This is a genomic window from Pseudooceanicola sp., from assembly GCF_041987405.1.
Classification (GTDB): Bacteria; Pseudomonadota; Alphaproteobacteria; order Rhodobacterales; family Rhodobacteraceae; genus Pseudooceanicola.
The window spans coordinates 58,649-77,390 of record NZ_JBHIWR010000003.1 but is presented as its reverse complement, the minus strand read 5'-3'; the positions used below and the strand labels follow the sequence as shown (position 1 = coordinate 77,390).

Annotated in this window: 19 protein-coding genes, 1 tRNA gene and 1 riboswitch; of the genes, 15 read left to right on the top strand and 5 right to left on the bottom strand. The window is 67.4% G+C overall.

The window, feature by feature from the left end:
• Window positions 1-10 precede the first annotated feature (10 nt).
• Window positions 11-469 carry a GatB/YqeY domain-containing protein gene (locus ACFC2Y_RS08360; protein WP_375174945.1) on the top strand — a complete coding sequence of 153 codons (459 nt, stop codon included), beginning with the start codon at window positions 11-13 and terminating at the stop codon, window positions 467-469.
• A gap of 109 nt (window positions 470-578) precedes the next feature.
• On the opposite strand, the gene ACFC2Y_RS08355 is transcribed toward ACFC2Y_RS08360, so the two are convergent.
• Complete coding sequence (locus ACFC2Y_RS08355; protein ID WP_375174946.1) at window positions 579-1,052, bottom strand: DUF2244 domain-containing protein; 474 nt, start codon at window positions 1,050-1,052, stop codon at window positions 579-581.
• Window positions 1,053-1,153: 101 nt separating this feature from the next.
• The gene (gene ctaD / locus ACFC2Y_RS08350) at window positions 1,154-2,824 is read right to left on the bottom strand and encodes a cytochrome c oxidase subunit I (RefSeq protein ID WP_375174947.1); all 1,671 of its coding nucleotides are present in this window, start codon (window positions 2,822-2,824) and stop codon (window positions 1,154-1,156) included.
• Between the two features lie 275 nt (window positions 2,825-3,099).
• Between ctaD and ACFC2Y_RS08345 the strand changes: the two genes are divergently transcribed.
• From ACFC2Y_RS08345 to cobJ, 8 genes are all read left to right on the top strand, one after another.
• Window positions 3,100-3,174, top strand: a tRNA-Phe gene (locus ACFC2Y_RS08345).
• A 242-nt stretch (window positions 3,175-3,416) separates the two neighbouring features.
• Window positions 3,417-3,617, top strand: a riboswitch (cobalamin riboswitch).
• A 30-nt stretch (window positions 3,618-3,647) separates the two neighbouring features.
• Window positions 3,648-4,049: a DUF1636 family protein gene (locus tag ACFC2Y_RS08340; RefSeq protein ID WP_375174948.1), complete on the top strand. Its 402-nt coding sequence runs from the start codon at window positions 3,648-3,650 to the stop codon at window positions 4,047-4,049.
• Between the two features lie 9 nt (window positions 4,050-4,058).
• Window positions 4,059-5,114: a cobalamin biosynthesis protein CobW gene (cobW, locus tag ACFC2Y_RS08335; protein WP_375174949.1), complete on the top strand. Its 1,056-nt coding sequence runs from the start codon at window positions 4,059-4,061 to the stop codon at window positions 5,112-5,114.
• Between the two features lie 42 nt (window positions 5,115-5,156).
• The gene (gene cobN / locus ACFC2Y_RS08330) at window positions 5,157-8,459 is read left to right on the top strand and encodes a cobaltochelatase subunit CobN (protein WP_375174950.1); all 3,303 of its coding nucleotides are present in this window, start codon (window positions 5,157-5,159) and stop codon (window positions 8,457-8,459) included.
• A complete protein-coding gene (locus ACFC2Y_RS08325) occupies window positions 8,456-9,580 on the top strand; it encodes a cobalamin biosynthesis protein CobG (protein ID WP_375174951.1) in 1,125 nt (374 codons plus the stop codon). Before cobN ends, ACFC2Y_RS08325 begins: the two co-directional genes overlap by 4 nt.
• Window positions 9,580-10,209: a precorrin-8X methylmutase gene (locus tag ACFC2Y_RS08320; RefSeq protein WP_375174952.1), complete on the top strand. Its 630-nt coding sequence runs from the start codon at window positions 9,580-9,582 to the stop codon at window positions 10,207-10,209. Before ACFC2Y_RS08325 ends, ACFC2Y_RS08320 begins: the two co-directional genes overlap by 1 nt.
• Window positions 10,206-10,934: a precorrin-2 C(20)-methyltransferase gene (locus tag ACFC2Y_RS08315; protein ID WP_375174953.1), complete on the top strand. Its 729-nt coding sequence runs from the start codon at window positions 10,206-10,208 to the stop codon at window positions 10,932-10,934. The genes ACFC2Y_RS08320 and ACFC2Y_RS08315 overlap by 4 nt, the downstream gene beginning before the upstream one ends.
• Complete coding sequence (gene cobJ, locus ACFC2Y_RS08310; protein WP_375174954.1) at window positions 10,931-11,680, top strand: precorrin-3B C(17)-methyltransferase; 750 nt, start codon at window positions 10,931-10,933, stop codon at window positions 11,678-11,680. The genes ACFC2Y_RS08315 and cobJ overlap by 4 nt, the downstream gene beginning before the upstream one ends.
• Here cobJ and ACFC2Y_RS08305 read toward each other — a convergent pair.
• The gene (locus ACFC2Y_RS08305; protein ID WP_375174955.1) at window positions 11,656-12,411 is read right to left on the bottom strand and encodes a cobalt-precorrin-6A reductase; all 756 of its coding nucleotides are present in this window, start codon (window positions 12,409-12,411) and stop codon (window positions 11,656-11,658) included. The two genes, cobJ and ACFC2Y_RS08305, sit on opposite strands and share 25 nt — an antisense overlap.
• On the opposite strand from ACFC2Y_RS08305, the gene cbiE reads away from it, so the two are divergent.
• From cbiE to cobF, 6 genes are read left to right on the top strand one after another with little or no spacing between them, the layout of a single operon-like run.
• On the top strand, window positions 12,410-13,609 hold the full coding sequence (gene cbiE, locus ACFC2Y_RS08300) for a precorrin-6y C5,15-methyltransferase (decarboxylating) subunit CbiE (protein WP_375174956.1): 1,200 nt from the start codon (window positions 12,410-12,412) through the stop codon (window positions 13,607-13,609). The two genes, ACFC2Y_RS08305 and cbiE, sit on opposite strands and share 2 nt — an antisense overlap.
• Window positions 13,606-13,986, top strand: coding sequence for a cobalamin biosynthesis protein (locus ACFC2Y_RS08295; protein ID WP_375174957.1), 381 nt, complete (start codon window positions 13,606-13,608; stop codon window positions 13,984-13,986). Before cbiE ends, ACFC2Y_RS08295 begins: the two co-directional genes overlap by 4 nt.
• A complete protein-coding gene (gene cobM, locus ACFC2Y_RS08290) occupies window positions 13,983-14,777 on the top strand; it encodes a precorrin-4 C(11)-methyltransferase (protein ID WP_375174958.1) in 795 nt (264 codons plus the stop codon). The genes ACFC2Y_RS08295 and cobM overlap by 4 nt, the downstream gene beginning before the upstream one ends.
• Before the next feature lie 2 nt (window positions 14,778-14,779).
• Window positions 14,780-16,090 carry a cobyrinate a,c-diamide synthase gene (locus tag ACFC2Y_RS08285; RefSeq protein WP_375174990.1) on the top strand — a complete coding sequence of 437 codons (1,311 nt, stop codon included), beginning with the start codon at window positions 14,780-14,782 and terminating at the stop codon, window positions 16,088-16,090.
• Window positions 16,090-16,836 (top strand): uroporphyrinogen-III C-methyltransferase, encoded by a 747-nt coding sequence (cobA, locus tag ACFC2Y_RS08280; RefSeq protein ID WP_375174959.1) that lies wholly within the window; start codon window positions 16,090-16,092, stop codon window positions 16,834-16,836. Before ACFC2Y_RS08285 ends, cobA begins: the two co-directional genes overlap by 1 nt.
• Window positions 16,829-17,560: a precorrin-6A synthase (deacetylating) gene (cobF, locus tag ACFC2Y_RS08275; RefSeq protein ID WP_375174960.1), complete on the top strand. Its 732-nt coding sequence runs from the start codon at window positions 16,829-16,831 to the stop codon at window positions 17,558-17,560. The genes cobA and cobF overlap by 8 nt, the downstream gene beginning before the upstream one ends.
• Here the strand turns inward: cobF and ACFC2Y_RS08270 are convergent.
• Window positions 17,554-18,432 (bottom strand): nickel/cobalt efflux transporter, encoded by an 879-nt coding sequence (locus ACFC2Y_RS08270; RefSeq protein WP_375174961.1) that lies wholly within the window; start codon window positions 18,430-18,432, stop codon window positions 17,554-17,556. The genes cobF and ACFC2Y_RS08270 overlap by 7 nt on opposite strands.
• A gap of 12 nt (window positions 18,433-18,444) precedes the next feature.
• Entirely contained in the window at window positions 18,445-18,708 is a 264-nt protein-coding gene (locus tag ACFC2Y_RS08265; RefSeq protein WP_375174962.1) for a metal-sensing transcriptional repressor, read from the bottom strand.
• Between the last annotated feature and the right edge of the window lie 34 nt (window positions 18,709-18,742).

The window sequence follows — 18,742 nt, the reverse complement described above, 5'->3', positions numbered from 1 at the left end:
ACGGGACCTTATGGAACTTCGCGAAACGATACTGGCCGCGCTCAAGCAGGCGATGAAGGACCGGGATGCAGACCGGCTGAGCACGCTGCGCCTGATCAATGCTGCGATCAAGGACCGCGATATCGCCCTGCGGGGCGAGGGGCGCGAGGATGGCGTCGACGACAACGAGGTGCTGGGCATCCTCGGCAAGATGGTCAAGCAACGCCAGGAAAGCGCGCGCGCCTATGAAGAGGGCGGGCGGATCGACCTGGCGGAGCAGGAGCGCAAGGAGATCGGCTATATCGAGGATTTCCTGCCGCGCCAGCTGACGGACGAGGAAGTGGCCCGGGCCGTGGACAAGGCGATCACGTCTGTCGGGGCGACCTCGATCCGCGACATGGGCAAGGTGATGGGCGCGCTGAAGGCACAGTACACCGGCCAGATGGATTTCGGCGCGGTTGGGCCTGTCGTGAAGGCCCGCCTGGGCTGAGGCTGTCCGGGGTCGGGCAGGGGGCGGCGCCCCCGTCCTGCAACACACCCCGAAATATTTCGGACCAGAGGACAACAGGTCCCGGGCTGCGGCCGGGACCTTTTTCGTGTCAGCGGTGGCTTGTGAGGAATCGTTGCAGATCCGCGTAGAGCGCGGGGCGTTCCTCTTCGGACAGGAAGGCGCCGATTTCGACGGTGCGGCCATTGCCCGTGAGGGTGACGTAATGGGGAACGGGGCCGGTGCGGTCGTGTATCTCCACCCGGACCCAGTGCAGGTTGCAACGCCAGTCCTGGACGGTGCCGTCGGGATCGGTGCGGGTCAGGACAAGGTCGTGGCCGTCGCGCTCCAGCACCTCGAGGATATTGCCGTCGCGGTAGCTGCGCCGCAGACCCCACCACAGGGCGGCGACCGCCCCCAGGGCGAAGGGGAGCAGGCCCCAGAGCAGCACGGTACCAACCAGAGCAACGACGGGGATCGTGACGAAGACAAAGAAGGTCAGGATGACCACGGCGAAGCCGGTCATGGGGAGGGAGCGGTGCGGGCGCAGCTCCATCCGGTTCTCGCTTGTCCAGTGATAGGTCATGTCAGCTGACCTCTGTTGACGCGGGCCGACCTTGCCACGGGGGCCCCATTGAAAAGGGCCGGAGGTTTCCCTCCGGCCCCTGGTCCTTTACCGGTCCGGGATCAGTGGGCGTGGCCCTTGTCCCAGTCCTCCTGCTTCGGCAGGATTTCGAAGGTATGCTCCGGCGGCGGAGAGGGCAGGGTCCACTCCAGCGTATCGGCATATTCGTTCCAGTAGTTGTTCTGCGTGATCTTGGCGCCGCGCAGCAGGGCGTAGGCCATGATCCCGAAGAACATCACGAAGGACGCGAAGGACAGGAAGGCGCCGAGCGACGACCAGTAGTTCCAGGTGGCGAAGGCCTCCGGATAGTCGATGTAGCGGCGCGGCATGCCCTGGCGACCCAGGAAGTGCTGCGGGAAGAAGGTCAGGTTGGCCCCGATGAACATCATCCAGAAGTGCAGCTTGCCCCAAAATTCCGGGTACTGACGCCCTGTCATCTTGCCGAACCAGAAGTAGATCCCGGCAAAGATGGCGAAGACCGCGCCAAGCGACATCACGTAGTGGAAGTGGGCCACGACATAGTAGGTGTCATGGTAGGCCCGGTCGATCGGTGCCTGGCTCAGCACCAGGCCGGTCACGCCGCCCACGGTGAAGAGGAACAGGAACCCGAAGGCCCAGAGCATCGGCGTCTTGAACTCTATCGAGCCGCCCCACATCGTCGCGATCCAGCTGAACACCTTCACGCCCGTCGGCACCGCGATGACCATGGTGGCCAGCATGAAGTAGCTCTGCTGCGTCAGGGACATGCCCACGGTGTACATGTGGTGTGCCCAGACGACAAAGCCCAGCACCCCGATCGCGATGATGGCCAGAACCATCGGCAGGTAGCCAAAGATCGGCTTGCGGGAGAAGGTGGCGATCACGTGGCTGATGATGCCGAAGCCGGGAAGGATGATGATGTAGACCTCCGGATGGCCGAAGAACCACAGGATGTGCTGGTAGAGGATCGGGTCCCCGCCGCCCGCCGGGTCGAAGAAGGTCGTCCCGAAGTTGCGGTCGGTCAGCAGCATCGTGATGGCGCCGGCCAGGACAGGCAGGGCCAGAAGGATCAGCCAGGCGGTGACGAAGATCGACCAGGAGAAGAGCGGCACCTTGAAGAGCGTCATGCCCGGGGCGCGCATGTTCAGGAAGGTCGTGATCATGTTGATCGCGCCCAGGATCGAGGAGGCGCCGGAGACGTGCACCGCGAAGATCGCGAGGTCCATCGAAGAGCCGCCTTCGGTCGTCGAGAGCGGCGGGTAGAGCACCCAGCCCACGCCGGAGCCAGCCTGACCGTTGCCGCCGGGGGCAAGCAGGGAGGCCACGCCGAGCCCGACACCTGTGACGTACATCCAGAACGAGAGGTTGTTCATCCGCGGGAAGGCCATGTCCGGCGCGCCGATCTGCAGCGGCATGAAGTAGTTGCCGAAACCGCCGAAGAGCGCGGGAATCACCACGAAGAACATCATCAGGACGCCGTGATAGGTGATCATCACGTTCCAGAGATGTCCGTTCGGCGTGCATTCCGCCGCCGACGCGATGAAGCGCGCGCCTTCGAGGCACATGTACTGCACACCGGGGCTCATCAGCTCCATGCGCATATAGACGGTGAAAAGGACAGAGATCAGGCCCGCGACCGCCGAAACGACGAGGTAGAGGATCCCGATATCCTTGTGGTTGGTCGACATGAACCACCGGGTAAAGAACCCGCGGTTGTCCTCATGCCCCTGGCTGTGGACAGCTGCGTCAGCCATGCTGTGCCTCCTGCTGGTGAAACTGCGCCCGGCCCCGGAGACCGGTGCCAGAATTATTCGGTTTCTAGAATGAACCTCCCCGGCGGGCAATGGCTGCTATTGACGCAGATCAAATAATTTTGTCGCACCCCCTTGTTCGCCGAGGGGCGTCCACAGCCCGATCCCGGCGCGGGCGAAAAAGCCGGGGCGAAAGGTGAAAATCGGTCTGGACAAGCCCCGCGCCCCCGCATAGAACGCCGCAACCCGAAGGTGGCCCAAGCCGATCCTTCACCCGTGCCCGGGTAGCTCAGGGGTAGAGCAGTGGATTGAAAATCCTCGTGTCGGTGGTTCGATTCCGCCCCCGGGCACCACTTCCAAAACTCATCGCGCCCGAAATCGTATTGCGTGCAAGAGTGCCCAAACTTCGCCTGTTCTGGTGCAAGTATCCCACAGTCGTCTTTTGCGAGCCTGCCGCCGAATTACAATCAGCCGCTGGCAGGACGACGCGTCGGCATCCCGACTCGGCGCCCCCGCAGGGTGCACCTGCATCATACCTCCCGGCCAACCCCGCCCCATGCCGGCACTCCGGCAATTGACAAGGGCGGGTGATCCGGGCCATCTGGCCCGCGATGGTTGTGCCTCCGATCCTGTCGGCGGCGCATGAAAAGGGAACGCGGTGAAATCCCGCGGCTGCCCCCGCAACTGTTAGCGGTTGCGCCTGTCACGACGCCACTGGTTGCGGGTCACCCGCATCGGGAAGGCGGCAGGCGATATCCCGCGAGCCAGGAGACCTGCCATCCCCGAACAACTTGAGCCCGGGCGGGGTGCCCCGGTGGAGGATGAGATGAAAGATACTTCAGCTCCGGTCGAGCTTCTGGTTTGCATCAAATGCAAGCGCGGCACTGATGTGTCCGCAGAGGGGGAGCGTCCGGGAACCGCGCTTTATGAACGCCTGGCGGCGCAGGACATGCCCGAGGGCGTGACGCTGACCCCTGTGGACTGCCTGCAGAATTGCGATCACGGATGTTCGGTGGCCATGCGCGGAGGCGACGACCGCTGGACCTATGTGTACGGAAACCTGCACGAAGCGTCGGATACGGACCTCCTTCTGGATGGGGTTTCGCTTTATCGTGACACCAATGACGGGCTGATCCCCTGGCGTCAGCGCCCCGAGCATTTCAAACGCAACTGCATCGCGCGCATTCCGCCCCTGCGGAAAGCCGCGCCCAACCTGACAGACCTTTGAGAGGGCCCCATGTCCAAACTTGCAAAACTCCCCGTGACTGTGATCACCGGCTTTCTCGGCTCTGGCAAGACCACGCTGATCCGCGAACTGATGCAGAACCCCGGGGGCAAACGGCTGGCCGTGGTGGTCAACGAATTCGGCGATGTCGGGGTGGATGGCGAGATCCTGAAAAGCTGTGCGATCCCGGATTGCCCGGCGGAAAACATCATGGAACTGGCCAATGGCTGCATCTGCTGCACTGTGGCCGATGATTTCATCCCCACGATCGAGGCGTTGATGGCGCTGGAGCCGCGCCCGGATCACATCCTGATCGAAACAAGCGGGCTGGCCCTGCCGAAGCCGCTGCTCAAGGCCTTCGACTGGCCGGATATCCGGTCGAAGATCACCGTTGACGGTGTCATCGCCCTGGCCGATGCGGAGGCCGTGGCGGCCGGACGCTTTGCCCCCAATGTCGCGGCGGTGGATGCGCAGCGGCTGGCGGATGACAGTCTCGACCACGAAACGCCGCTGTCTGAGGTGTTCGAGGATCAGATCGCCTGCGCCGACATCGTGCTGCTGACCAAGCCCGACCTGGCCGGGCCCGAGGGTGTCGCCAAGGCCAAGGCCGTGATCGCCGCAGAGGCCCCGCGCCCCCTGCCGGTAATCGAGGTGGCCGAAGGTGTTGTCGATCCAAGGGTGATCCTGGGGCTGGAGGCCGCCGCCGAGGACGACATGGACGCCCGTCCCAGCCACCACGATGATCCGCATGATCACGATCACGAGGATTTCGACAGCATCGTCGTCGATATCCCCGAGCTCTCCGATCCGCAGGATCTGGTCCGGGCGATCGAAAGACTGGCGAAGGATCACAATATCCTGCGGGTCAAGGGTTACGCCGCCGTGGCGGGCAAACCGATGCGGCTGCTGGTGCAGGCCGTGGGCGCGCGGGTGCGGCATCAGTTCGACCGTCCCTGGGCGGCGGGCGAGGCGCGTCAGGGCCGTCTGGTCGTGATTGCCGAACACGATGACATCCGGCGCGAGGTGATCGAAGCCGCCCTTGGCGTGGTGTCCGAGGCCGCGCAATAACGGGCGGCTACGCACCCTGCCGCCCTCGTCGGGACAAACCGCATGCATGTGATCTTTCGCGAAAGCCACGGTCTAGAGGAAACGGACACCCCGATGGATCTGGGGCAGAGCCCGGCGGATCTGGTCGTCCTGTCCTTTTCCGACAGCGATCTGGGGGCGTTTGCCAAAGCCTGGCATCGGGGCAGGGGGCCGGAGGGGCAGCTGCCCGGGTTGCGGCTGGCCAATCTGGTGGCGCTGCGGCATCCGCTCTCGGTCGATACCTATGTCGAACAAACGCTGAGCGGGGCCAAGGGCATCCTCGTCCGGCTGATCGGCGGGGTGCCCTATTGGTCCTACGGGTTGCAACAGCTGCGCGCCCTGGCCGAGGCGCGGGGGATCGCCCTGGCGGTTCTGCCTGCCGACGGGCGGCCCGACCCGCGGTTGGACGAGGTCTCGACCCTTCCCGTGTCCACCCTGCGGCGGCTGGCGCATCTGTGTGACACCGGGGGCGAGGTCGCGGCCCAGGCGGCGTTGGCGCAATTGGCGCTGGCCGCAGGGCTTTACGCCGGGCCGGTGCCGGGGTCGAAATCCCTGCCGCAGTTTGGCGGGTGGTCGCCGGAGCGTGGGGTGTTCGATCCGTCGGACATGGGCGCGGCCACCCGTCCGCGCATCGTCCTGACCTTCTACCGGTCTTACCTCGTTGCGGCGGATACCGCGCCGATTGCCGCCCTCATCGCCGCCTTCGAGGCGCGGGGTTATGAGGCCGTCGCCCTCTATGCTCCGACGCTGAAAAGCGCAGAGGCGGCGGATTGGCTGCGCCGTCAAGTCCGCCACCTTGCCCCCGCCGCCATCGTCAATGCCACCGCCTTTTCCGGGCGGGGGGAAGATGGCAGCTCGCCCTTGGATGCGGGCGGGGTGCCGGTGTTTCAGGTCGCGCTGTCGACCGCGCGGCGCAAGGATTGGGCGGGGTCGGAGCGCGGGTTGTCGCCCAGTGATCTGGCCATGCATGTCGTCCTGCCCGAGGTTGACGGGCGGATCATGGGTGGCGTCGTGTCGTTCAAGGAGCCGGGCCGACGCGACCCGGATCTGGAATACGCCCGCTTCGCCCATGCGGCGGAGGAGGAGAGGATCGCGGCCGTGGTCGCCCGGGTGGATGGTTGGCTGCGGCTGGCGCGTCAGCAGGTGGTCGCGCGGCGGGTGGCGCTGGTGCTGTCGACCTATCCCGGGAAGGACTGGAACCTGGGCCATGCGGTCGGCCTCGACGCGCCGGCTTCGGCCCGGGCGATCCTGTCGGATCTGGCGGGGGCGGGCTATGACGTGACGGAGGCACCGGAGGATCTGTCCGGGGCCTTGCTGGAGCGGGCCGAACACTGGCCGCTGACCGACTATCTGGAGGCGCTGGCGGCACTGCCGCAGGGCCTGCGGGACGATCTGACAGAGACCTGGGGCGCGCCGGAAGACGATCCCGATCTGACAGATGGTGCCTTTCGCTTCGCGATGATCCGCTGCGGCACGGCGCTGATCGCCCTGCAACCCGAACGGGGCGGGGCGGCGCATCTGCGGCAGGACGAATATCACGACCTGTCCCGCGTGCCGCGCCATGGGTACGTGGCCTTTTACCTCTGGATGCAGAGGCATGCGGATGCGCTGGTCCATATCGGGGCGCATGGCACGCTGGAATGGCTGCCGGGCAAATCCGTGGCCCTGTCGCGCGACTGCTGGCCCGAGGCGCTGACCGGGACACTGCCGGTGATCTATCCCTTCATCGTCAACGACCCTGGCGAGGCGGCACAGGCCAAGCGGCGCATCGGGGCGGTGACGCTTGGCCATATCCCGCCGCCGCTGCGCCAAAGCGGGACGCCGGACCGTCTGGCCCGGCTGGAGGCGCTGCTGGACGAGTTTTCCAATGCCGACGGGCTGGACCCGCGCCGCCGCGACCGGCTGCAAGAGGATATCCGCGGCGAGGCCCAGGCCCTGGGGCTCGAGGATGATCTGGGGCTGGAACGTGCGGGCTGTTCGGCGGAGGCGATCACCCGGATCGACCGCTTTGTCTGCGACGTGAAGGACAGCCAGTTCGGCGAGGGGCTGCATATCTGGGGTCGGCCCGCCCGGCCCGCCCAGCCCGGTGTGCCCTTTGCGACCGAGGCTTCGGTGGCCGCCGAACGTCAGGCGCTGCTGGATGCGCTGGACGGGCGACGCATCGCCGCCGGCCCGTCCGGATCGCCCTATCGCGGGCGCGAGGATGTGCTGCCGACCGGGCGAAATATGTATACGACCGACCCGCGCTCCGTCCCGTCGCGGGCGGCCTATGCGCAGGGTGTCAAGCTGGCCGAGGAACTGGTGCGGCGGCATCTGCAGGACGAGGGGGACTGGCCGCGCGGGCTGGTCGTCGACCTTTGGGGCTCTGCCACGATGCGGACGGCGGGCGAGGAATTCGCCATGGCGCTGCATCTCTTGGGCGTCCGCCCGGTCTGGGACGCGGGGTCGGAGCGGGTCTCGGGTATTGAGGTGTTGCCGATCGCCGAGCTGGACCGCCCACGCCTCGATGTGACGCTGCGGGTTTCGGGGCTGTTCCGCGATGTCTTTCCCACGCTCTCGGCGCTGTTTTCCCAGGCGATCCGTGCCTTGGCCGACCGGGACGAGGCGCCCGACTGGAACCCCTACGTGGGGCAGGACCCGGGGGCGCGGGTTTATGGGCCCGCGCCGGGCAGTTTCGGCCTCGGCATGGGGCCGATGCTGGAAGAGTATTCCGAAGACAGCCGTCGGGCCGCCGGGGAGGCCTGGCTTGCCGCGTCATCCTGGGCGCTGGATGGCGAGGATGCCGTGCGGGACCCCGACGGCATTCGCCAGCGGATCGCCGGGGCAGACAGTTTCGTGCATCTGCAGGACCTGCCGGAAACCGATCTGCTGCTGGCCTCCGACTATGCCGCGCATGAGGCGGGATTTGCCGCCGCCAAGGCCGGGCTGGGGGGTGAGGCCGCGCTCTGGCATCTCGACAATACCGTCCCGCAGGCGCCGCGCGCCCGCAGCCTGCCCGAAGAGATTGCCCGCGTGGTTCAGGCCCGCGCCGCCAACCCCGCCTGGATCGCCGGGATGCGCGATCATGGCTTCCGTGGCGCGGCCGAGATTGCGGCGACGCTGGATCACATGGCTTCCTTCGCGCATCTGGCGGGGGTGGTGGGCCCGCATCTCTTTGACCTCTACCACGAGGCGACGCTTGGGGATGAGGATGTCCGCGATTTCCTGAAAGAGGCCAATCCGGAGGCCTATTGCGCCCTCTGCGACCGCTTTGCCGCGCTGCTGGAGGCGGGGCTGTGGCAGACGCGCCGCAACTCCATCCGGGCGGAGCTGGAGGCGGGGTCGTGAGCGCGCCGGAAGTCAGGGGATGGTGCCCCGGGGCGCATCGCCCGATGATGTCGGGCGACGGGCTGGTCGTGCGGGTGCGGCCCCGGCTGGCGCGGCTGGATCGGCGGCAGGTGACCGGGCTGTGTGATCTGGCGCTGCGCTTCGGCTCCGGGGTGATCGACCTGACCAATCGGGCGAACCTGCAGATCCGGGGGGTGGCCGAGGCCGATCATGACGCGCTTCTGCGCTATCTCTCGCTGCTCGACCTGCTGGATGTGGACCCTGCGATGGAGCGGCGGCGCAATGTCCTCGTCTCGCCCTTCTGGCAGGCGGGTGATCTGACCGAACGACTGGCCACAAAGCTGCTGGAAGGGCTGGCCGATCTGCCGGAGATGCCTGCCAAGGTGGGCTTTGCGGTGGACACCGGCCCAGCACCGCTGCTGACCGGGGCCTCCGCCGATTTTCGGTTCGAACGCAGTGCTGAAGGGCTGATCCTGCGGGCCGATGGCAGCGCGCGGGGGCGGGAGATTACCGAGGAGACCGCCATGACCGCGCTGGCAGAGATGGCCGAGTGGTTCAACGCCCGCCGTACGCCAGAACGGCGGCGCATGGCGGCTGTCCTGGCCCACGACACCTTGCCTGTGTCCTGGACGGAGGTGGCGCCGCGTCCGGCTGCCGATACCCCCGAACCGGGCATGACCGGACAGGGCCCGCTGGTCGGGGCCGCCTTTGGCCAGATCGACGCCGCCGCGCTGGAGGAGGTGCTGCACACCCAGGACCTCCGGGCGATCCGCGTGACGCCATGGCGGCTGTTCCTGCTGGAGGGGGTGACGGAGGCACAGGGCTTCATCAGCGAAGCGGGGGATCCCATGCTGACCGCCCATGCCTGCGCCGGCGCGCCCTATTGTCCGCAGGCCAGTGTCGAAACCCGATCCCTGGCCCGGACGCTGGCAGGCCGGGTACGGGGTGATCTGCATGTGTCGGGCTGTGCCAAGGGCTGTGCCTTGCCCCGAACGGCGGATCTTACTTTGGTTGGCCGGGAGGGGGCGTTTGATCTTGTCCAAAGCGGCGCACCATGGGAAGAGCCTGTCCGACGCGGGGTCCTGCCAGATGATCTCCTGAATATAGTCGAGCGGATGTGATGCCATACACCTATGAAAAAGACGGCGCGGCGATCTATCGCCAGAGCTTTGCCACCATCCGGGCGGAGGCCGATCTGGATCGTTTCGCGCCGGACGAGGAACAGATCGTCGTGCGCATGATCCATGCCGCCGGAATGGTCGGGCTGGAAAAACATGTGAAGATGTCACCGGGATTTGCCCAGGCGGCGCGCGGGGCGCTGGAGGCCGGGGCGCCGATCTTCTGCGATGCCTATATGGTGTCCGAAGGGGTGACTCGGCCGCGTCTACCGGCCGACAACGATGTGATCTGCACCCTGCGTGATCCTGCTATTCCCGGCATGGCGCAGGAGATGGGCAACACCCGCTCCGCCGCCGCGCTGGAGCTGTGGCGGCCCCGGCTGGCCGGGGCGCTGGTGGCCATCGGCAATGCGCCGACGGCGCTGTTCCATCTGCTGAACATGCTGGAAGACCCGGACTGCCCGCGCCCTGCAGCGATCATCGGCTGTCCGGTCGGTTTTGTCGGGGCCATGGAAAGCAAGGCCGCGCTCTGGGCCGATCAGCCGGTGCCCTGCTGCATCGTCGAGGGGCGGCTCGGTGGCAGCGCCATCACCGTGGCGGCGATCAACGCGATAGCGAGCCGCAAGGAATGAGCGCGGGGACGATCTATGGTCTGGGTCTGGGCCCGGGCGATCCCGAGCTGATGACCGTGCGGGCCGACCGTCTGCTGCGGCAGGCCCGGCATGTCGCCTTTTTCCGCAAGGCCGGGCGCAAGGGCCAGGCGCGTCAGATCGTCGAGGGGATGATCCCCGAGGGCGCGGTGGAATATCCGATGGAATATCCCGTAACGACGGAGATTCCGCTGACCGACCCGCGCTACAACAGCCTCTTGTCGGCTTTCTACGAAGAAAGCACGGCGCATCTGCGCGCCCTTGCCGCGGGGGGAGAGGATGTCGTGGTGCTGTGCGAGGGGGATCCGTTCTTCTACGGCTCCTTCATGCATCTCTACACCCGGCTGGTCGATCACGTTCCGGTGGAGGTGGTGCCCGCCATCAGCGGCATGTCCGCCGCCTGGACCGCGACAGGATCGCCGATCACCTGGGGGGACGACATCCTGACCGTTCTCATGGGGACCCTGCCCGAAGAGGTGCTGGCCGAACGCATGGCGGCCTCCGACGCGGTGGTGGTGATGAAGATCGGGCGCAATATCGACAAGGTGCGCCGCGCGCTGCGCCGGGCGGGACGCCATGACAGCGCCTGGCTGATCGAATATGCCGCCATGCCCCGCCAAACAGTGCAACGCCTGGCCGAAGCGCCCGAAAAGGTGACGCCCTATTTCTCCATCATCGTCGTGCATGGACAGGGGCGCAGGCCATGAGCGGCTGGATCGCCATCGCGGGGCTGGGGCCGGGGGCGGAGGATCTGGTGACGCCGGAGGTGCGCGATGCCCTGGCCGAGGCGACGGATGTCATTGGTTATTTTCCTTATGTCGCCCGGGTGCCAGAGCGCGAGGGGCTGGTCAAACATGGCTCCGACAACCGGGTGGAACTGGATCGCTCGCGTCATGCGCTGGATCTGGCGGCAGCGGGGCATCGTGTCGTCGTGGTCTCCTCTGGCGACCCGGGGGTCTTTGCCATGGCATCGGCTGTCTTCGAGGCGCTGGAGGCTGGGCCCGCCGCCTGGCGCGATCTGGATATCCGCGTCCTGCCCGGCATCACCGCGATGCTGGCGGCCAGCGCGCGGGCCGGCGCCCCCCTGGGGCATGATTTCTGCGCCATCAACCTCAGCGACAATCTCAAGCCCTGGGCGCTGATCGAGAAACGTCTGCGGCTGGCGGCGGAGGCGGATTTCGCCATGGCCTTCTATAATCCGCGGTCGAAATCCCGGCCCGAAGGCTTCGCCCGGGCGCTGGAGGTGCTGAAGGAAGTCTGCGGCGACGCGCGGCCGGTGATCTTTGCCCGGGCGGTGTCGACCCCGGAGGAGGATTTGCGCGTCGTCCCCCTGCCGGAGTGTCAGCCGGAGATGGCGGACATGCGTACCATGGTACTGGTCGGATCGTCGCGGACGCGGGTGATTACGCGTGACGGCGCGCCGATCGTCTACACCCCAAGGTCGACGCCATGAGCGCCCAGCCACGTCATCGCGGCCTCGACGTCGTGCACCTCCGGCCGTGTCGGGATGCTGGGGCGGTCGATCATGATGACCGGCAGGCCCAGGGCGCGGGCGGCGAGGATCTTGGCACTGGCGCCGGTGCCGCCGGCGTTCTTGGAGACCACGATCCCGATCCCGTGGTCCAGCATCAGGGCCCGGTCGTTTTCCAGGCTGAAGGGGCCACGATCCACGATCACGGTGCGATCGGGCAGGGGCAGGGGGGCTTCGGGCGGGTCGACCAGGCGCAGCACGTAATGATGCTGCGGATTGGGCGCAAAGTCGGCCAGGTGCATCCGGCCCACGGCCAACAACACGCGGGTCGGCGCACGGTCGAGCGCCGCGACTGCGCCCGCGATGTCGGGAACGTGCTGCCACTGGTCACCCGGCTCCGCCTTCCAGGCGGGGCGGGTCAGGGCCAGCAACGGCACCTGCGCCCGGGCGCAGGCGGCGATCGCGTTCCGGCTCATCTGCGCGGCGAAGGGATGGGTGGCGTCGATCACATGGGTGATCCCCTCGTCCTGCAGGGTGCGGACCAGCCCATCCACCCCGCCGAAGCCGCCGATGCGCACCGGCAAGGGCTGGCGCTTCGGGCGCTCGACCCGGCCGGCCAGCGACAGCTGCGCCGTGATCTCCGCCTCTGCCAACCGTCGGCACAGGGCGGAGGCCTCGGTCGTGCCGCCAAGGACCAGAAGGTTGGGTGTCATGGATAAGCATCCCTGGTTGACGATCATCGGGCTGGGCGAAGATGGGCCAGATGGGCTGACCAGCGCAAGCCTTGCCGCTTTGAAAGAGGCGGAAATCGTCATGGGACCGGCGCGCCATCTGGCCCTGCTGCCGGAGATGACGGCGCAGCGGGTGGACTGGCCGGTGCCTTTCGCCGAGGGGATCGAGCAGCTGCTGGGGTTCCGGGGGCGGCGGACGGTGGTGCTGGCGTCCGGCGATCCCTTCTGGTTCGGGGCGGGCAGCGTTCTGGCACGGCATGTGGAGGCTGGCGAATGGCGCGCACTGCCGGGGCCGTCCTGTTTTTCGCTGGCGGCGGCGCGTCTGGGCTGGCCTTTGGAGCAGACGGTCTGCCTTGGCCTGCATGCCGCGCCACTGTCGCGTCTCAGGCCGCATCTGGCGCGGGGGGGCCGACTGATCGTGACGCTGCGCGATGGCACGGCCCCGGCGCAACTGGCCGCCTATCTGACAGGCGAAGGGTTCGGCGACAGTCGGCTGCATGTGATGCAATCGCTGGCGGGGCCGGGTGAGGCCGTGTCGGTGCACCTCGCCTCCGCGCTGACGGAGGCCGAAGATTTTGCTCATCCTCTCTGCGTTGCGATCGAGGTGCAGGGCATGGGAGCTAGTATGGGGCGCGCCTCTGGCCTGTCAGACGATTGGTTCGATCATGATGGCCAGATCACCAAGCGGCCCGTTCGGGCGCTGACCATCTCGGCCCTCGCGCCGCAACCGGGAGAGCACCTGTGGGACATCGGCGGCGGCTCCGGCTCCATCGGCATCGAATGGTTGCTGTCCGATCCGTCGACCCGGGCCACGGTGATCGAGGCAAATGCGGAGCGCGCCGCGCGCATCCGGTCCAACGCCGCGCGTCTTGGTGTCGACCGTCTGGACCTTGTCACCGGCCAGGCCCCCGCCGCGCTGGAGGGGCTGGCGCCGCCCGACGCCGTGTTCATCGGCGGTGGCCTGTCGGAGGAGATGCTGGAGCGGGTGATCGCGCTCGCGTCCGGTGCACGGCTGGTGGTGAATGCGGTGACGCTGGAAAGCGATGCGCTGGTGACGCTGGCCCATGCCCGCCTTGGCGGCGAGTTGACCCGGATCACCCTGTCCGAGGCCGCGCCCCTGGGGGCGAAACGCGGCTGGAAAACGGCCTATCCGATCACGCAACTGAGTGTGACGCTATGATCGTCGCGGGGTTCGGATTTCGCGATGCAGTGCAGGTGGACAGCCTGCGCAACGCCCTGCTGGCCACCGGGCAGGCGGGGCGGATCACCGCACTGGCCACCGCCGCGGACAAGGCCCAGAGCCCGGCCTTCCTGACATTCGCAGCGGTGCAAGGCCTGCCCGTTCACCCCGTGACCCACGAGGCCATGACGGCGCAGAAGACCCGGACCGACAGCGCCGTGGTCCGCGACCTGCGCCAGACCGGCAGCGTGGCGGAGGCGGCGGCGCTGGCGGCAGCCGGTCCCGGCGCGCGGCTGATCTGCGCACGTGTCATATCGGAGGACAGCATGGCCACCTGCGCGATTGCCTGCGCCCCAAACGAAGGAGACCCAGAATGACCGTCCATTTCATCGGTGCCGGCCCGGGTGCGCCGGATTTGCTGACCCTGCGCGGGCGCGACATCATCGCGTCCTGCCCGGTCTGCCTCTATGCCGGGTCGCTGGTGCCGGAGGCGATACTGGCCCATTGTCCCGAGGGCGCGCGGATCGTGAATACCGCGCCGCTGGATCTGGACCAGATCATGGAGGAGATCCGCATCGCGCATGAGGCCGGGCAGGATGTGGCGCGGCTGCATTCCGGCGATCTGTCGGTCTGGTCCGCCATGGGCGAACAGATGCGCCGCCTGCGCGAGATGGGTATTCCCGTTTCTGTCACACCGGGCGTGCCGGCCTTTGCTGCCGCCGCCGCGAGCCTGGGCGCGGAACTGACCCTGCCCGGTCTGGCGCAATCGGTGGTGCTGACCCGCACGCCGGGGCGCGCCTCATCCATGCCCGAAGGTGAGACGCTGACGAATTTCGCCGCCACAGGGGCCACGCTGGCGATCCACCTGTCGATCCAGAACCTGGCCCGGGTGGTCACGGATCTGACGCCTGCCTATGGCCCGGATTGCCCGGTCGCGGTGGTCTATCGCGCCAGCTGGCCGGACGAACAGATACTGCGCGGCACCCTGGCGGATATTCAGGGCCGCCTGGGCGAGGGGATCAATCGCACCGCGCTGATCCTTGTCGGGCCGGCGCTGGCGGGGGAAGGGTTTGACGAAAGCTGTCTCTATTCCGTGGATTACGACCGGCGCTACCGGCCGCAAAGCGCCGACAGCCCCTGGTCCGACTGGACGCCCGAGGGGGAATGACGATGCGCGGCCTGCTGATCTCTGCCCCCTCGTCGGGGACGGGCAAGACCACCGTCATGCTGGGGCTGCTGCGGGCGCTGGTCGAGGATGGGCTGGTGGTCCAGCCCTTCAAATCCGGGCCTGACTATATCGACCCGGCCTTTCACCGCGCGGCCAGCGGGCGGGCGTCGTACAATCTGGACACCTGGGCCATGGGCGCGGGGCTTCTGGATGCGATTGGCCAGAGGGCCGAGGGGGCGGATATCTGCGTGGCCGAGGGCTCCATGGGGCTTTACGACGGGGTGGCGACGCGGGGGCAGACGGGCTTTGGTTCCAGCGCCGAAACCGCGCAGCGCATGCGTTGGCCCGTGGTGCTGGTGCTGGATGTCGGCGGGCAGGCGCAGTCGGCGGCGGCCACCGCGCTCGGCTTTCGCAACTACATGCCGGAGCTGCCCTTTGCCGGGGTGATCCTGAACCGCGTGGCCTCCCCCCGGCACGAGCGGCTGGCGCGGCTTGGCATGGAAAAGGCGGGGATGCCGGTGCTGGGCGTGCTGCCCCGGCGCGGCGATCTGACCCTGCCGGAGCGGCACCTGGGCCTGATCCAGGCGGTCGAACACCCCGATCTGGACACGGCGATTGCGGGTTATGCGGCCTTCCTGCGTGAGCATGTGGATCTGGAGGCGCTCAAAGCCGCGGCGCAGGGTGCATCTATGCGACCCGGCGGGGCCCTGCCGAAGCCGCCCGCGCAACGGATTGCCCTAGCGCAGGACGCGGCCTTTTCCTTCACCTATCCGCATCTTCTGGAGGGCTGGCATGCCGCAGGGGCGGAGATCCTGCCGTTTTCCCCGCTGGCGGATGAGGCGCCCGATCCCACGGCCGATCTGGTCTGGCTGCCCGGTGGTTATCCGGAGCTGTACGCGGGCAAGCTGGCCGCGGCGGCGCGGTTCCGCGCAGGGCTGCGTCGGCATGCCGAAACCCGCCCGGTGCATGGCGAATGCGGCGGCTACATGGCCCTGGGCCAGGCGCTGATCGACAAGGAAGGGGTACGCCATGAGATGGCGGGCCTTCTGGGCCTCGTGACCAGCTATGAAAAGCGCAAGTTCCACCTCGGCTATCGTCGCGCGCGGCTGCACGCCGCGCTGCCCGGCTATCAACCCGGCGATCATCTGCGGGGGCATGAGTTTCACTATTCCACCATTCTGGAGCAGCCCGACGCGCCGCTGGCCGAGGTCCGCGATGCCGATGGCAACCCGGTGCCCGAAACCGGGTCCTTCCGGGGGACGGTCAGCGGCACCTTCTTTCACCTCATCACCGAAGAGGAGGGCGCGGCCTGATGGACGAGAAAACGACTGGTTTCGTCAGTTTCGTGGGCTCCGGCCCCGGCGATCCGGAGCTTCTGACGCTGAAGGCGGTGGACCGGCTGGCGCGGGCGGATGCGGTGCTGTTCGACGATCTGTCCTCCGGGCCGATCCTGGGCCATGCGGGGCCGGAGGCGGATCTTGTGGGCGTGGGCAAACGGGCCGGACGGGCCTCGCCCCGCCAGCATCATGTCAGCCGTCTGCTGGTCGATTACGCCAAGAGCGGTCAGCGTGTCGTAAGGCTCAAATCCGGGGACAGCGGGCTGTTCGGCCGACTGGAGGAGGAGCTGGTTGCGCTAAGCGAGGCGGGCATTCCCTATGAGATCATTCCCGGCGTGCCCTCGGCCATCGCCGCCGCCGCGCAATGTGGCATCCCGCTGACCCGGCGGCTGACCGCGCGGCGCGTGCAATTCGTCACCGGCCACGATGTGAGCGGGGCGCTGCCGCAGGATATCAACTTGGACGCCCTGGCCGATCCCGCCGCCTGTACAGTGGTCTTCATGGGCAAACGGACCTTTCCGCAATTGCTGGAGGCGCTGATGGCGCGCGGGTTGCCGGGCAATACCCCGGCGGTTCTGGCCGAGGCGATCTCCACTCCCGAACAGCAGCTGCGCCGGGCGACGGTCACCGAGCTGGCCGATCAGCTGCGGAAGGAGATCGGCGACAAGCCCGCGCTGATCCTCTATGGCCCGCTGGCGGAGATGGGGGTGGGCATTGACTGAGCTGTGGCTGATCGGCATGGGCACGGGCCATCCCGGCCATGTCACCCTGGAGGGGATGCAGGCCCTGCGCGAAGCCGCCTGCGTGCTGATCCCGCGCAAGGGCAGCGGCAAGGAAGATCTGGCCCATCTGCGTCAGGCCATTCTGGATCAGGCGGGGGCGCAGGCGCGGGTGATCCCCTTCGACATGCCGGTGCGGGACGAGAGCCAGCCCTATGCGCAGCGCGTCGCGCTGTGGCATGACGAGATCGCGCGGCGGTGGCAGGCGGCGCTGTCAGATGCGCCGGAGGGACCGGTGGCGCTGTTGGTCTGGGGCGATCCGGGGTTGTACGACAGCACCCTGCGGATTGCGGAGCGGCTGTCGCCAAAGCCCCGGCTCAGGGTTGTTCCGGGGATCACGGCCCTGCAGGCGCTGACCGCCGCCCATGCCATCCCCTTCAACACGGTGAACGGGGCGGTGACGGTCACAACCGGGCGACAATTGCGCGATCACGGCTGGCCGGAGCGGGCGGAGACCGTGGTAGTGATGCTGGATGGCCAGTGCAGTTTTCAGACGCTGCCGCCGGAGGGGCTGCACATATGGTGGGGCGGCTTTCTGGGCATGGCGGAGCAGGTGCTGGATCAGGGGCCGCTGGCCGAGGCTGGCCCCCGGATCGTGCGGACCCGGGCCGAGGCGCGGGCGCAGCACGGCTGGATCATGGATACCTATCTGCTGCGCAGTCAGTGAGGCTGGGCCAGGTGGCTCAGCCCTGACCAGATGATCAGAAGGCCGATGCAGGCGATCAGCGCGGCCGAGATCCAGGGTGCGGCGTTCATGATGGCGTCGAAGCGGGAGGTGCGGGCGGAGACGGCCTTCAGCCCGTAGGCCGCGATGACCCCGACGGCCACCAGCGTCGCCGCCAGGCCGATGGAAAAGGCGCTGACCAGGGTGATCCCCAGTGTGAGTTTGCCCAGATGCAGGCAGAGGATGAAGACGGTGATCGCCGCCGGGCAGGGGATCAGCCCGCCGGATAGACCGAAAAGCACGGTCTGCCAGGTGCCGGTCCGGCCGGAGGCGAGGCGTTGCCGGATCTCTGCCGCATGGGCCCGGGCGTGGGCATCCATATGGGCGTCGTCGTGGCTGTGGTGGTGGTGGTGATCATGCCCGTGGTCGTGGGAATGGCTGTGCGCATGGTGGCCGTCCGCGTGGTCATGGGTGTGATGCCCATGCCCATGCCCATGCCCATGATCGTGGTCGTGGGCCGAAACCGCCGCCCGTCTGCCGCCGGTCTGTTGCCAGAGCATCCAGGCGGCGATGCCCAGGACCAGCAGCCCGGACAGGATCATGAACCAGGGTTCCAGCTCCTCCCCGATCAGCTCGTTGCCCCAGAAGAGGGCCAGCATCGCCAGGACCCAGACGATGATGGAATGCGAAAAGGCGGCCGAGATGCCCAGAAGGACAGCCTGCCTCACGCTGCCCTGCACGGCGATGATATAGGCGGCCATCATGGTTTTGGAATGGCCGGGCTCCAACCCGTGCAGCGCGCCGAGGGCCAGCGCAAAGAGGAACAGCAGCACCGGGTTCGCACCGCCTGTCTCGATCATGCCGGTCAGATCCATCGGGCGTGCCTCTCACAGATACCGGGTGATGTCGCGGAACTCCTGCAACTGGGCCTCACGGTCTTCTGGCGCCACGGCGGCATGGGCCAGGCAGTGGTCCACGTGGTCGTGGATCAGTACCGTCTTGGCATTGGTGACCGCGCGTTCGACCGCATGCAATTGCTGGGCCAGATCGACACAGGGGCGCCCGGCCTCGATCATCTCGATCACCTTGGCGAGGTGTCCGTGGGCGCGTTTCAACCGCTTGGCGATGTCTGGGTGGCTGGCATGTTCCATGCCCTGATCCTATCCCCCCGGGGGGGATAGGCGT

Excerpts from the sequence above, each read along its gene's own strand:
- ACFC2Y_RS08355 (WP_375174946.1), bottom strand. The coding sequence starts at position 1,052 with ATGACCTATCACTGGACAAGCGAGAACCGGATGGAGCTGCGCCCGCAC.
- ACFC2Y_RS08320 (WP_375174952.1), top strand. The coding sequence starts at position 9,580 with ATGCCATACACCTATGAAAAAGACGGCGCGGCGATCTATCGCCAGAGC.
- ACFC2Y_RS08270 (WP_375174961.1), bottom strand. The coding sequence starts at position 18,432 with ATGGATCTGACCGGCATGATCGAGACAGGCGGTGCGAACCCGGTGCTG.
- cobM (WP_375174958.1), top strand. The coding sequence starts at position 13,983 with ATGACCGTCCATTTCATCGGTGCCGGCCCGGGTGCGCCGGATTTGCTG.
- cobJ (WP_375174954.1), top strand. The coding sequence starts at position 10,931 with ATGAGCGGCTGGATCGCCATCGCGGGGCTGGGGCCGGGGGCGGAGGAT.
- cobA (WP_375174959.1), top strand. The coding sequence starts at position 16,090 with ATGGACGAGAAAACGACTGGTTTCGTCAGTTTCGTGGGCTCCGGCCCC.
- cbiE (WP_375174956.1), top strand. The coding sequence starts at position 12,410 with ATGGATAAGCATCCCTGGTTGACGATCATCGGGCTGGGCGAAGATGGG.
- cobN (WP_375174950.1), top strand. The coding sequence starts at position 5,157 with ATGCATGTGATCTTTCGCGAAAGCCACGGTCTAGAGGAAACGGACACC.
- ACFC2Y_RS08285 (WP_375174990.1), top strand. The coding sequence starts at position 14,780 with ATGCGCGGCCTGCTGATCTCTGCCCCCTCGTCGGGGACGGGCAAGACC.
- ACFC2Y_RS08340 (WP_375174948.1), top strand. The coding sequence starts at position 3,648 with ATGAAAGATACTTCAGCTCCGGTCGAGCTTCTGGTTTGCATCAAATGC.
- cobW (WP_375174949.1), top strand. The coding sequence starts at position 4,059 with ATGTCCAAACTTGCAAAACTCCCCGTGACTGTGATCACCGGCTTTCTC.
- ACFC2Y_RS08295 (WP_375174957.1), top strand. The coding sequence starts at position 13,606 with ATGATCGTCGCGGGGTTCGGATTTCGCGATGCAGTGCAGGTGGACAGC.
- ctaD (WP_375174947.1), bottom strand. The coding sequence starts at position 2,824 with ATGGCTGACGCAGCTGTCCACAGCCAGGGGCATGAGGACAACCGCGGG.
- ACFC2Y_RS08315 (WP_375174953.1), top strand. The coding sequence starts at position 10,206 with ATGAGCGCGGGGACGATCTATGGTCTGGGTCTGGGCCCGGGCGATCCC.
- ACFC2Y_RS08305 (WP_375174955.1), bottom strand. The coding sequence starts at position 12,411 with ATGACACCCAACCTTCTGGTCCTTGGCGGCACGACCGAGGCCTCCGCC.
- ACFC2Y_RS08360 (WP_375174945.1), top strand. The coding sequence starts at position 11 with ATGGAACTTCGCGAAACGATACTGGCCGCGCTCAAGCAGGCGATGAAG.
- ACFC2Y_RS08265 (WP_375174962.1), bottom strand. The coding sequence starts at position 18,708 with ATGGAACATGCCAGCCACCCAGACATCGCCAAGCGGTTGAAACGCGCC.